At 71.2% G+C, this 12598-nt stretch carries 9 protein-coding genes and 1 other RNA gene; 6 read left to right on the top strand and 4 right to left on the bottom strand.

Annotated features, from left to right (window positions below; translation table 11 throughout):
• The first annotated feature begins 98 nt into the window (after window positions 1-98).
• Window positions 99-605, top strand: coding sequence for an SsrA-binding protein SmpB (gene smpB, locus DEU31_RS15360; RefSeq protein WP_053917651.1), 507 nt, complete (start codon window positions 99-101; stop codon window positions 603-605).
• An 80-nt stretch (window positions 606-685) separates the two neighbouring features.
• Here the strand turns inward: smpB and DEU31_RS15355 are convergent, their stop codons facing one another.
• Entirely contained in the window at window positions 686-1258 is a 573-nt protein-coding gene (locus tag DEU31_RS15355) for a hypothetical protein (RefSeq protein WP_166649542.1), read from the bottom strand.
• Window positions 1259-1512: 254 nt separating this feature from the next.
• Here DEU31_RS15355 and ssrA point away from each other — a divergent pair.
• Window positions 1513-1883, top strand: a transfer-messenger RNA (tmRNA) gene (ssrA, locus tag DEU31_RS15350).
• A gap of 175 nt (window positions 1884-2058) precedes the next feature.
• Here ssrA and DEU31_RS15345 read toward each other — a convergent pair.
• Together DEU31_RS15345 and DEU31_RS15340 are read right to left on the bottom strand one after the other, a co-directional pair.
• On the bottom strand, window positions 2059-4077 hold the full coding sequence (locus tag DEU31_RS15345; RefSeq protein WP_133677769.1) for a glycoside hydrolase family 3 N-terminal domain-containing protein: 2019 nt from the start codon (window positions 4075-4077) through the stop codon (window positions 2059-2061).
• Window positions 4074-4955 (bottom strand): sugar phosphate isomerase/epimerase, encoded by an 882-nt coding sequence (locus tag DEU31_RS15340; protein ID WP_133677768.1) that lies wholly within the window; start codon window positions 4953-4955, stop codon window positions 4074-4076. The genes DEU31_RS15345 and DEU31_RS15340 overlap by 4 nt, the downstream gene beginning before the upstream one ends.
• 335 nt (window positions 4956-5290) lie before the next feature.
• Here DEU31_RS15340 and DEU31_RS15335 point away from each other — a divergent pair, with 335 nt between their 5' ends.
• A complete protein-coding gene (locus DEU31_RS15335; RefSeq protein ID WP_133677767.1) occupies window positions 5291-6244 on the top strand; it encodes a phosphotransferase in 954 nt (317 codons plus the stop codon).
• Window positions 6245-6302: 58 nt separating this feature from the next.
• Here the strand turns inward: DEU31_RS15335 and DEU31_RS15330 are convergent, their stop codons facing one another.
• Window positions 6303-6830, bottom strand: a complete 528-nt coding sequence (locus DEU31_RS15330) for a hypothetical protein (RefSeq protein WP_010549753.1) — start codon at window positions 6828-6830, stop codon at window positions 6303-6305.
• 313 nt (window positions 6831-7143) lie between these two features.
• On the opposite strand from DEU31_RS15330, the gene DEU31_RS15325 reads away from it, so the two are divergent.
• From DEU31_RS15325 to DEU31_RS15315, 3 genes are all read left to right on the top strand, one after another.
• Window positions 7144-7617, top strand: a complete 474-nt coding sequence (locus DEU31_RS15325) for a hypothetical protein (RefSeq protein WP_133677766.1) — start codon at window positions 7144-7146, stop codon at window positions 7615-7617.
• Window positions 7618-7714: 97 nt separating this feature from the next.
• Window positions 7715-11629, top strand: a complete 3915-nt coding sequence (gene hrpA, locus DEU31_RS15320) for an ATP-dependent RNA helicase HrpA (RefSeq protein WP_133677765.1) — start codon at window positions 7715-7717, stop codon at window positions 11627-11629.
• A 368-nt stretch (window positions 11630-11997) separates the two neighbouring features.
• Window positions 11998-12597, top strand: coding sequence for a hypothetical protein (locus DEU31_RS15315; RefSeq protein ID WP_010549750.1), 600 nt, complete (start codon window positions 11998-12000; stop codon window positions 12595-12597).
• Window position 12598 lies beyond the last annotated feature (1 nt).

The raw sequence follows: 12598 nt of genomic DNA, 5'->3' as shown, positions 1-12598 counted from the left end.
ACCGGTCGCGATCCTGCGCGGCCACGGCGTACGCTGGGACGTCCGATCGCGGCCGCGATCACCAGTGCAGCATCCGGAGACGGAGAGAAGGAGGACCCATGTCCGCGAAGAAGGCCGACAAGAAGAAGGCCGCCGCGAACGAGGGACCCCAGAAGAAGCTCATCGCCTCGAACAAGCGGGCGCTGCACGACTACTTCATCGACCAGACCTGGGAGGCCGGCATCGTCCTGACCGGCACCGAGGTGAAGTCGTTGCGCGACCGGGGCGCGTCCCTGATCGACGGCTACTGCTACGTCGACGCCGGCGAGGTGTGGATGGACAACGCCCACATCGCCCCGTACGTCAAGGGCACCTGGACCAATCACGCCGCCCGCCGCAAGCGCAAGCTGCTCATGCACAAGCAGGAGATCGAGAAGCTCGCCAGCAAGTCCCGCGAGAAGGGCTTCACGATCGTGCCGCTGGAGATGTACTTCCTCGGCTCGCACGCCAAGGTGAAGATCGGCCTGGCCCGCGGCAAGAAGGAATGGGACAAGCGCCAGACCCTGCGCGAGAAGCAGGACCTGCGCGAGGCGCAGCGCGCCATGCGCCACCGCGAGCTCGCCTGAGCCCCGCGCTCACCGCCTGAACGGCCAACGTCCCCGCGAGGCGGACGACCCGATCGGTCGGTCCGTCAGCCGGCGGCCGGTCAGCCGTCCAGGTCGCGACGCTCCAGGCGGCGCACCGTCTGCCGACTGGACTCGATGGCGTCCTCGGCGGCGACGCCGAGCCGCTCCCGCATGTACAGCGCCCGCTGCGCATCCTCGAGCGCCGCCTCCCACAGCCTCCCCGCCGCCCGCGGTCGCTGGTCACGCTGCTCGGCGAGGGCGTGCTCGAACCTGCACTTCGCCCGGTGCTGGAACACGGAGGCCAGCGCCGAGAGTGACGACGGGGAGGTGGGGTCCTCCAGGCCCGTCTCCTCGGCGGCGAGGTCCAGCTGCTCCTCCGCCGCGACGAAGGCGCCCTGCCACTGCAGCACGTGCGCGTACCGGGTGCGACGGACGGCCCGCATCACGGGGGAGAGCCCCGGCGCCTCGAGCGCCTGCCTGCCCGCGATCGCCGCCTCGTCCAGCCTCCCCAGCATCCGCAGGAACGCCACGGCTCGGGGATCGGTGGGGTGCGCCGCGCACCACTCGGCCAGGGCCGCAGGGTTCAGCACGATCTCGCGCAGGGTCTCGGGATCGATGCTGATGCGCGTGCCGGCGGCCTCGGAGCTGCTCATCTTCCCATCCTCCCCGCCGATGCGGCTCATGGTCCAGGCTCCGTGGCGCACGCGCCAGGTAGCGGGAGGAGCGGTCCTGGTGAGGAGCGGGCTTCGCCGTGAGCTGAGGAATATCCGCTTCAGATCGTCGCGCGCTCGCGGTAGACTCGATCCACAGCGTTCCTCCCGAGGGGCGCACGTGGATGTTTGACAACCGAAGAGTGAGTGCGACGACGGCCAGAGCGCCGTCACGATAGTCATGCCTTCCCACGCCAGGGGCCGATCGGTTTCGACGGTAGTTGTCCAGCAAGGGGAAGCGGGCCGAGAACCCAGAGTCATCTCGTTAATGTCCTCTGGAAACCAATAAGTGCCGAACCCAAGCGCACTGACTTCGCTCTCGCTGCCTGATCAGCGTTAGCAGTCTGGAACCCCGGGGGTGCTCCTGACCCGGATCGTTCCATCATCTAAGGAGCCACTGCTGCCGACCCTGGTCACCGGGGAAGGATGAACACCTCAGAGTGACTGAGTCCGTCGACGACGTGTCCGTGGGATCGTCGGGACTGAGAAAACGCCAACACGGACTGCGCCCGGAGAAGCCCTGGCTCCGCACTATCGGACGCGGGTTCGATTCCCGCCGGCTCCACCATCGCACTCACCGACGAAGGCCCCCTCACCTGCGCAGACGCGCGGGGGAGGGGGCCTTCGTCATGTCCGGGGCTCGTCACCGGACGCCGAGGACCGCGGGCGCGGCGCCGCACGGAGCGCCGACGAACCGTGGGGCGGCGGCGCGGCTCTCCCGCACCTCCGCCCCGCTCGGCTCATCAGCTCAGGCCGTGCCCCAGCTGATAGCGGTTCCCGTCGGCGTCGACGTAGACGTACGCCCGGCCGTCCATGTGCTGCTCCTTCGCGAAGCCGGGCACGTCATTCGGGGAGGCGCAGCGCCCGTCCTCGTCCACGGCGATCGCGTCGGCGTCGGCCGGGAAGGTGATCGGCAGCTTCCCCGTCGGCGCGAACTCGCCGAGCGCCGCGTCGACCAGCACGCCGCGGTCGGTGTCGAAGCCGACCAGGAGCGCGTCGGCCAGCGGCTCCACGTCGTCCAGCAGCCAGGGGAACTTCGCATCCAGCGCCACGACCATCGTGCCGACGCTCTCGCGGATCTCCTTCACCTTGGCGAGCTCGACATGGGAGTGGTCGTCGATCGCGAGGTCCCCGATGCCGACGAACTCGAAGTAGCTGCCGATGAACGGCGCGAGGATCACGATCGCGACGTCCGCACCGCGGTGGTCGGTGGTGAAGTCGATGCCCGGATGCGCTTCGGCGATCCGTCGGCGCAGCGCATCGAGGTCCTTGACCAGCAGGTCCTTCGCGAACAGCTCGAGATACACGCGCTTGCCGGCGAGGGACTCGGCGGTCAGGGGGAGCACGGAGTCGTGGTTCTTCGCGAGCACCACTGAGCGGCGGTGGGCGTCCAGCGCCGCGGCCGCCGCCTCGGGGTTCGCCACCACGCGGTCGGCCTCCTCCGGATCGGCGTAGGGGTTCTCGAACAGCCCCAGGGCGAACAGCTCCTCGAGCAGCAGGCTCGCCGCCTCGTCGAGCCGCTCGGAGGTGAACAGGCCCTTCACGTACGCCTCGCGCACGGAGTCCACGTCGTTGGTGTCGGCGAACATGTCGGTGCCGGCCATGACGGCGGCTCCCACGCGTTCGGCGGTGGTGAGCTCCTCGACGCCCCAGGCCATCTTCGAGAGCACGCCGGAGTCGGAGTTGATGTAGCCGCGGTGGCCCATCTGCCGCAGCAGGTCGAGGATCTCGCGGTTGAAGGCGAAGCCGACCTGCTCGAACTCGGTGACCCGGCCCTGCGGGGTGGAGGACTTCTCGTCCGAGGGGATCGCGTAGTACGGCATCACCGAGGAGGTGCCGGCGTCGATCGCGGCCTGGAAGGGCGGGAGGTGGTAGTCCTCCAGCGATCCGGGGGTGGGGTAGATGTTGAAGCGGCCCTCGGCGTAATGGGGGTCGGTGCCGTTCTCGCGCGCGCCGCCGCCGGGGAAGTGCTTGGTGGTCAGCGCGACGCCGTCCTTCTCGAGCCCGTCCTCGCCCTGGAAGCCGCGCACCAGCGCGCCGATCGCGCGGGAGACGAACTCGGGGTCCTCGCCGAGGGTGCCCTGGCCGCGGAACCAGCGCGGATCGGTGAGCACGTCGGCCATGTACATGTAGCCCTTGCGCAGGCCCGAGGCGACCCATTCGCGGCGCGAGTGCGCGGCGAAGGACTCGATCACCTCGAGCGAGCCCGTCGCGGCCAGGCCCAGCGTGCCCGGCCACTGCGCGAACGGCTGGTCCTCGGGGGTGCCGCCCATCTTGAAGCCGCCGGCCTCGTTCTTCGAGTTCGCGGCGACGATCACCGGGATGCCCCAGCGGGTGTCCTCGGCGACCTCGTTCATCGCGTTGATCCAGGTGGCGATCCGGGAGCCGGTGGGCTCCTCGCGCATGATGAAGTGCCGCATGTGCATGCCGCGGATCATCTCGGTGGTGCCCTGGAAGGGGATGCCGGCGCTGGTGTGCGGGTCGACCTTGATCGGCAGGTGCTGCTCGTCCAGCACGCCGTCGTGGCTGGTGAGCTCCTTGTTGTGCTGCGAGATGCCCATCGGGCGGGAGCTGATGACCATCAGCCCGAGCTTCTCGTCCGGGGACATGCGTGAGACGAGGTCCGCGGCGCGCTCGGCGGGGGAGAGGCGCCAGTCCTCGAACGGGGTGAGCTGCCCGTCGCCGTCGAGGTCGCGGAACTCCAGCCCGTCGACCTCGATGATCTTCTTGACCCTGCTGGAGAGGGGGACCTGCTGCGTCATCGACGACCTCCTGTGGTGATAATTCCTTCGTAGCCGAGCGCCACCAGATGGGCGCGGCTGGCGGCCAGGGACTCCCAGATGTCCCGGCCGTAGGTGCGGTCCTGCTCGATGAGCAGGTGATGGGCGCCCGAGGCGAGGGCCTGCTCGATCACGGGACGCCAGTCGAGGGTCCCCTCGCCCACCTCGGCGAACTGGACGATGTCCCCGCCCCAGTAGCGCTCCCAGGTCTCGCGGTCCCGGGCGTCGCGGGCATCGAGCACCTCCGCGCTCGGCAGCGCGATCCGGTGGTCCTTGAGGTGGACCAGGTCGAGCACCCCGGCGAACTCGGCGAGGGTCCGCTCGGGGTCTCGGCCTCCGCGCTGGACCCAGTGGCAGTCGATCTCGTAGCGCAGGTGCGGCGCCCCGGCGCGCAGCTTCTCCAGCAGCGTCGTGCCGTCGACCCGGGCGAACTCGACGTGGTGGTTGTGGTAGCTGAGGCTGATCCCCTCGGTCGCGAGCTGCTCGGCATAGCCGTCGACCTCGGCGACGAAGGCGTCGAAGGCCTCCCGGGAGCGCAGCGCGGAGGTGGGCATCATGCCGATGCGGATCATGCGGGTGCCGGCGCGTCGTGCGTGCTCGACGTGCAGCGCGAGATCGTCCCGGAGGGTGGGGCCCTCGCCGCCGGGCGGCAGGGACGTGGTCGCGGAGATCGCGGCGACCTCGATGCCGAGCTGCTCGCGGGCGGTCTCCAGTGCGACGAGGTTCTCCTCGCTCAGCGGGATCTGGGAGACCTCCACGACCTCGAAGCCGGTCTCGCGCACGCGCTCGAGCACGGGCAGCAGCCCCTGCTGGGCCACGTGCTCCTTGAGCATCATGAGCTGGATGCCGATGCGGGCCACGGGAACCTCCTGGGGTCGGTCATGGCCGCGGGGCCGACGGGGAGTCGCCCTGCGACGGGGCGCTCGGCCGAGGCGACTGGGCGCCGCGGACGCACCGCAGGGGCCATGGAGCCTCGATGCTCGCTCCAGCTCACACCGTACTCACGCCCGGCGGAGACCAGCTCGGCTTCCCTCCGGTTGCCGTCGCGGGAAGGGCTGCGCGGCGCGGGGGCTCAGCGAAGCAGGGACAGGGACGCAGATGAGGATCGGTCCGACGCACGACCTCCGGGACCCGGGGCACGGGCGGCGTCGGAAAACTCCCGTCCGGGCGGGCCCCTGCCCGGTACGGTGGGCGGATGACCGGCACGCCGGATATCGCCCCCGTCCTCCCTCCTGCCGACCTGCCCGTGGACCTGCGCCGCGTGGAGCTGCTCTGCGCGTGGCTGCGGCCCGAGGAGGGCGTCGAGCTCGAGCGGATCAGCTGGGCGATCGGGAAGCGTCCCCGCGGCGAGGGCTGGGACAACGTGCTGTGGCCGATCGGGACCCTCGACGGCGCGCCTCTCGTGCTGCGGATCGCGCGACGCCGCATCTCCCGGGAGCTGCTCGGTCGGGAGGTGACGGTGCTGCGCCGCCTGCGGGGGCTCGGCACCACCCTCCCGATGGACCTGCCGCGCGTGATCGCGACGGCCGAGGACGCCGTCGCGGTCGAGTGGATCGACGGGGTGACGGCTGCGGAGTCCGACGTCGCGAGGCAGGAGGAGGTCGCCGAGGACCTGGCCCGGATGCTCGCGACGATCCACTCCGGACCCGCCCCCGAGGTGGTGCGGAACCCGGTGCGCGGCGTGCCGCTCGTGCATCGCGCCGAGTTCTTCGCGGCCGATCTCGAGCGGGCGGGTCTCGACGAGGACGCCGCGCGCCGCGCCGCTCGGACATGGCAGGCGGGTATCGACGCCGAGGAATGGCAGGGCCGCGAGCTGCTGCTGCACGGTGACCCGCATCCGGGCAACGTCGTGGTCCCGTCGCCGACCTCCGCGGCAGCGGTGACCCTCATCGACTGGGGCGACACCACCCGCGGCGACCCGGCGAGCGATCTGGGCGGCCTGCTGCTCCACCCCTCCGCCTCCTCCGCCGGACTGCTCGACCTCTACCGGGCCTCTGCGGCCTGGACCGGGATCGAGGATGACGCGATCTGGGAGGCCCTCCAGGCGCGCGCTCGGGCATGGGCGACGCGGATGGCGCTCGGGCTCGTGCTCGTCTATCCCGAGGAGCACCCGCTCGGGCGCACCGGCCGGCGGCTGCTCGCGAGCTGACCGGGGCCGCGCGCACCCGCTGGACCGCTCGGGGCATCCGGGCGCCGGCCGACGTCGTTCAGGGACTGTCCTCTCCCGTTCCGGCCAGCACATGGGCTGAAGGAGTGAGTCCGAGCCTCTCCCGGGCGATCTCCGGCCCGCGGCAGGCGAAGGCCTCGGGCTCGTCCCAGCTTCCGCCGAGCGGGCCCGTGATCCAGGGGCCGTCCTCCCATTCCACGACGTCCTCGAGGCGCAGCAGCCGATGGGCGGCGAGGTCGAAGGTCTGCAGGCCGTGCTCGTGCGCGAGCTGGGTCAGCCGCCCGATCACCTTCCTGTCCGGCCCGAACAGGACCGGGGCGAAGGTCTGACCGTGCGCGGCCTCCGCGGCGTCCGCGTCCCGCCACGGGGACCGGGGGTCCGCGAGGTCTGCCGGGAACTCCTCGAGCACGTCCGCGGTGAAGCGCACGATCCGCGGGGTGGGTGGCAGGGGAGGCGTGGGCGAGCCGACGAACTGTCCGGCGGTGTGCAGGTGCATGTGCAGGTCCGCGCACGCCGACTCGTCGTCGACGGGGGCGGGCCCGATCCAGAAGCCGATCCGATATCTCATGCCCCGGATCCTGCCCGGACGGTGGCGACGCGCTCCGGGTTGTGCACAACGCCCAGGTCAGCGCTCCGCGCGACGGCTCCTCCTCAGCACGGCGCCGTGACCGGGGGGCACGCAGGAGGACGCCCGCGGATCACGGTTGTGTCACGAACGCCCCGAATGTCCGAGATGCGTAGCTTCTCCCGGTACTGCCGAATAATGTCCGGTTCAACCGATTGGGGCGAAATGGGAAGCATGCCTGTTTCGACGTGGAGGGGTGGGCCCCTGCACGGATCGGGGAGGGAGCCGGGGGTCCGGCACGTTCGAAGGAGCACCGATGAGCAGCACCGCGCGCAGCGTCACCACCCGACGTTCGATGATGAAGGGGATGGCGTGGGCCGCGCCCGCGATGACGATGGCCGTCGCCGCACCCGCCCTCGCCGCCTCGCCGCCCATCGACCCGCCGCCCGTCATGGCCGTCCTGAACACGAACGCGAGCTGCAAGGTGACCGGCGGCATCCACAAGTACCGCCTGGTCTTCGCGTTCACGAACTCCGGCAGTGATGCGATGGTGAAGATGAGCTCTGTCTCCGTCACCCCGAACTCCGGCTCACCCGTCACGTTCCCCGTCTCGGACGAAGCCCCCTTCTCCCTCCCTGCCGGTGGCGAGGAGGTGGTGACGTACGAGTCCGACAAGGCGGGCAACATGGCCAACGGCACCGCGGTCGCTACGTTCGAGTACGAGGACGTCACGGGTGTCGTCCAGGCCGTCACGCAGGAGTTCGCGGTTCCTTCGCTCCCTCCCTGCTAGAACTGACGGAAGAGTCGTCCGCCGTCTGTGGGCCCCGTCGCCGCGGCCCGGAATCGGCACGACGGCGGCGGGGCCGCCCACGTAGAGTGGCCCCGCCATGACCACGACCTCCTCGAGCCCCGATCCGTCCGCCTCGCACCCTGCCGAGCAGGCCCCTGCCCCCGGGCCGCGGATCACTTACCCGGGAGACCTGCCCGTCTCGCAGCGCCGCGAGGACATCCAGAAGGCGATCTCCGAGAACCAGGTCGTGGTCATCGCCGGCGCCACCGGCTCCGGCAAGACCACCCAGATCCCGAAGATGCTGCTCGAGCTCGGCTACGGGCAGGACGGCCGGATCATCGGCCACACCCAGCCGCGCCGCATCGCCGCCCGCTCCGTCGCCCAGCGCATCGCGAGCGAGCTGGGGGAGAAGCTCGGCGAGGGGACCGTCGGCTACCAGGTCCGCTTCACCAAGGAGACCTCCCGCGGCACCCGGCTGAAGCTGATGACCGACGGCATCCTGCTGGCCGAGATCGGCCGGGACCGCCTCCTGACGCGCTACGACGCGATCATCATCGACGAGGCCCACGAGCGCTCGCTGAACATCGACGTGATCCTCGGCTACCTCCGCCAGATCCTCCCGCAGCGCCCCGACCTCAAGGTCATCATCACCTCCGCCACGATCGACCCCGAGCGCTTCGCCGAGCACTTCGCCGCGACGCTGCCCTCGGGGGAGAAGGAGCCCGCCCCGATCATCGAGGTCTCCGGGCGCACCTATCCCGTCGAGGTCCGCTACCGCCCCCTCGTGCTCGAGGCCGATGTCGACGAGGACGACGAGCTCGAGGACATCCACTCCATCGAACGGGACCTCACCGAGGCCATCACCGACGCGGTCGACGAGCTCGCCGCCGAGGGCCCCGGCGACATGCTCGTCTTCCTCCCGGGGGAGCGGGAGATCCGCGAGATCTCCGACTCCCTCGAGAAGCACCTCGCCCGCGGCACCCGCGGCCGCTCCGCCCTGCCCGTCGAGGTGCTGCCCCTGTTCGGACGGCTCTCCGCCCAGGACCAGCAGAAGATCTTCTCCCCGCCGAAGGCCGGAACCTACCGCCGCATCATCCTGTCGACGAACGTCGCCGAGACCTCCCTGACCGTCCCCGGCATCACCTACGTCATCGACTCCGGGCTCGCGCGCATCTCCCGCTACTCCCAGCGCACCAAGGTGCAGCGCCTCCCGATCGAGCCGATCTCCCAGGCCAGCGCGAACCAGCGCTCCGGCCGCTCGGGCCGCACCGCCCCCGGCATCGCGATCCGCCTGTTCTCCGAGGAGGACTTCGAGGGCCGGCCCGAGTTCACCGAGCCGGAGATCCTGCGCACCTCCCTCGCCTCCGTCGTGCTGCTCATGACGAGCCTCGGCCTCGGCGACGTGGAGTCCTTCCCCTTCGTCGAGCCGCCGGCCTCCCGCGCGATCACCGACGGCGTGCGCCTGCTCGAGGAGCTCGGCGCGATCGAGCCCGACGAGCGCGCACCGGGCGGTCGCCGGCTCACCCGCGTCGGCCGCACCCTGGCCCGCTTCCCGCTGGACCCGCGCATGGCGCGGATGCTCATCGAGGCCGGTCGGCTCGGTGCGCTGCGCGAGGTGCTGATCATCGTCGCGGCCCTGTCGATCCAGGACCCGCGCGAGCGGCCTCTCGGGCAGGAGCAGCAGGCCAAGGAGAAGCACAAGCGCTTCGAGGACGAGACCAGCGACTTCCTCTCCTTCCTCAACCTGTGGAACCACCTGCAGGAGCGGCGCGACGCGCTCTCCTCCAGCGCCTTCCGCCGCGAGGTGCGCGCCGAGCACCTCCACTACCTCCGCATCCGCGAGTGGTGGGACCTGCACGCCCAGCTGCGGGACATGGCCAAGGACGCCGGGCTCTCCCGGAACGACAACGACGCGAGCCCGCAGGCGATCCACCAGGCGCTGCTGGCGGGGCTGCTCAGCCACGTCGGCCTGCTGGACGACCGCACCCGCGAGTACTCCGGCGCCCGCGGCGCACGCTTCGCGCTGTGGCCCGGCTCGACGCTGGCGAAGAAGCGACCCGACTACGTCATGGTCGCCGAGCTCGTGGAGACCAGCCGGCTGTGGGGCCGCACCGCCGCCCGCATCGACCCCGCCTGGGCGGAGGAGACCGGTGCGCACGTCGTCAAGCGCTCCCACTCCGCGCCGCACTGGTCCTCCAAGCGCGCCTCCGCCATGGCGCACGAGAAGGTGACCCTGTACGGCGTGCCGCTGGTCGCCGACCGCGTCGTCGGCTACGGTCGCATCGACCCCGAGGCCGCGCGCGACATCTTCCTGCGGAACGCGCTGATCGAGGGGGACTGGCGCACCCGCCACCACTTCTTCCGCGACAACCGCGCCCTGATCGCCCGGCTCGAGGAGCTCGAGGCGAAGACCCGCCGCCGCGATCTGCTGATCTCCGACGAGCAGCTCTTCTCCTTCTACGACGCGAGGATCCCGAAGGACGTCGTCTCCGGTCGGCACTTCGACACCTGGTGGAAGAAGGCCCGCCACGAGACCCCGGACCTGCTCACCCTCACCGAGCATGACCTGCTGGCCGCCGACGAGGAGGTCACCGAGGCGATCCGCTCCGACTTCCCCGACACCTGGGTGCAGGGCGACATCACCTTGCCGCTGAGCTACTCCTTCGGCGAGGTCGGGGCGAAGGGCGCCGACGGCGTGACCGCCACGATCCCCCTCGCGGTGCTGAACCGCCTCGCACCGCGCGGGTTCGACTGGCTCGTGCCCGGCATGCGCGAGGAGCTGGTCACCGAGCTGATCCGCTCCCTCCCGAAGCCGATCCGCCGCCACCTGGTCCCCGCCCCCGAACGGGCCAAGGCCGTCGCCGGGACCCTGCACGACGACGACCCCGACGGCGGCGAGGCGTTCGTCGAGGCGGTCGCCGACGAGCTCGTGGCCCTGCCCGGCGTGCCCGAGGACCTGCCGCTGTACGGCCCCGAGTTCGACTTGACGAAGCTGCCCGCCCACCTGCGGATGCACTTCCGGGTCGTGGATGGCAAGGGCCGTGAGGTCGGCGCCGGCGATGACCTCGAGGCGCTGAAGCAGCGGCTGAAGAAGCGCGTGGACACGACCGTCTCCAGCCAGTCCACCGAGATCGCGCGCACCGACCTGCCCAGCTTCCCCGCAGGCGGCGTGCCGGCCGTCCACGAGTCCACCGTCGGCGGTCTGAAGGTCACCGGCTACCCGTCCCTCGTCGCCCGGCGCGGCAAGGACGGGCGGCTCGAGCGGGTCGACCTCGCCGTCCTCGCCACGGCCGATGAACAAGCGCTCGCCCACCGCGAGGGCGTGATCGCGCTGATCGACCGGGAGATCGGCACCGACCTCTCCCGCGTGCTGAACGCCCTGCCCAATCCCACCAAGCTCGCCGTCTCCGGCTCCGACTACGCCTCCACCGCCGCGCTCCTGGCCGATGCCTCCCGCGCCGCGACCGTGCACCTGGCGGGGCAGGCCCAGGTGCGCACCCGCGCGGAGTACGAGCAGCTGCTGGGGACCGTGCGGCAGCGGCACGACGAGCTCGCCGCCGACGCCGTGAAGGACGCCGCCGCCGCGCTCGCCGTCAACGCGAAGCTGCAGCGCGAGCTGGGCCGGGCCACCTCCCTCGCGGTCCTCTCGCATCTCACGCAGATCCGCGAGCACGCCGCCTCCCTGCTCGGCGACGGGTTCATCTCCCGCACCGGGATCGCACACCTCGGGGACCTCTCCCGCTACCTGCAGGCCGATCTGCACCGCCTGGAGAAGCTGCCGGAGAACCCGCGCAGGGACGAGCAGCTCGCCTGGCAGATCGGGGACCTCGAGCAGTACTGGGCCGCACAGAAGCAGAAGCTCTCCGCCCGTCGCCGCGCCGAGCCCGACGTGAAGGAGATCGACTGGCTGCTCGAGGAGCTGCGGGTGAGCCTGTTCGCGCAGACCCTCGGCACGGCGCAGACCGTCTCGGACAAGCGGATCCGCAAGGCGATCGCCGAGCTCTGCGCCTGAGCGGCACCGAGGCGACGGGCGCCTCCGCGCCGTGACCTGCGCGTGACCCATGCCCCTCCCAGCCGGTGATCGGGGCGTTCTACGAAAGCTTTACCGAAGTCGTCCGACGGGCCGAAGAGGCGGCTCCTCGCGCCGCGCCGAGGCTCCGCGACAGGCGTCCAGGAGCGGGCACGACCGGGGGTGACGCCGCGACGAGCTCCGTGCCGCGAACTTCCATGGCGAGGTCATGTGCAGATCAAACCGCAGGTCGCAGCGCTGGCTGCACGGTTCTGGTGCTCTTCACAGGATCCCGGGCGTCTCGTTACGTTGTCCGAGCCCCGCCCCGAGAGCTCGACGAGCCCGGAGCCCTCCGCACCGAAGGAACCCCGATGCCCGTCTCCCCGTCCGCCGCGCTCTCCCGCCGTCACCTGCTCCTCGCCGGCGCCGTCGGCCTCTCCTCCCTCGCCGCGCTCGGCTCCATCGCCCCCGCCCGCGCCGAAGACGTCTGGACCGAGGAGTTCATGACCCGTCCCGAGACCCGCGAGGGCTTCCTCCTGGACGCGATGGACGAGTGGCAGGTCGAGAACGCGAAGTTCATCATCGCGGTGATCAAGGGGCACGGCCTCGACGAGCAGGCCGCGACGATCACCCTCGCGACCGCGATCGTGGAGTCCTGGCTGCGCAACTACGAGCCCGCCGTCGACCTCGACTCCGGCGGCCTGTTCCAGCAGCGCCCCTCGATGGGCTGGGGCACCTACGACGAGGTGCGCCACAAGAAGCGCGCGATCGACGCCTTCCTGGGCCTGGGCGACCACTCCGAGGCCCCCGGACTGCTGGACCTCGCCCCCGACTACCACGAGTGGGCGCCCGGCGAGGCCGCGCAGGCCGTGCAGATCTCCGCCCACCCCGAGCGCTACGCCGAGCAGATCCCCGCCGCGCAGACCCTCTGGGCCCGCTACGCCGGGGACGTCGCCGCGTACACCGACTAAG

Source organism: Brachybacterium sp. AG952 (assembly GCF_004362645.1).
In the GTDB taxonomy this organism is placed as follows: domain Bacteria; phylum Actinomycetota; class Actinomycetes; order Actinomycetales; family Dermabacteraceae; genus Brachybacterium; species Brachybacterium conglomeratum.
The sequence above is the reverse complement of the archived record's forward strand: the minus strand, read 5'-3'. Positions and strand labels throughout refer to the sequence as shown.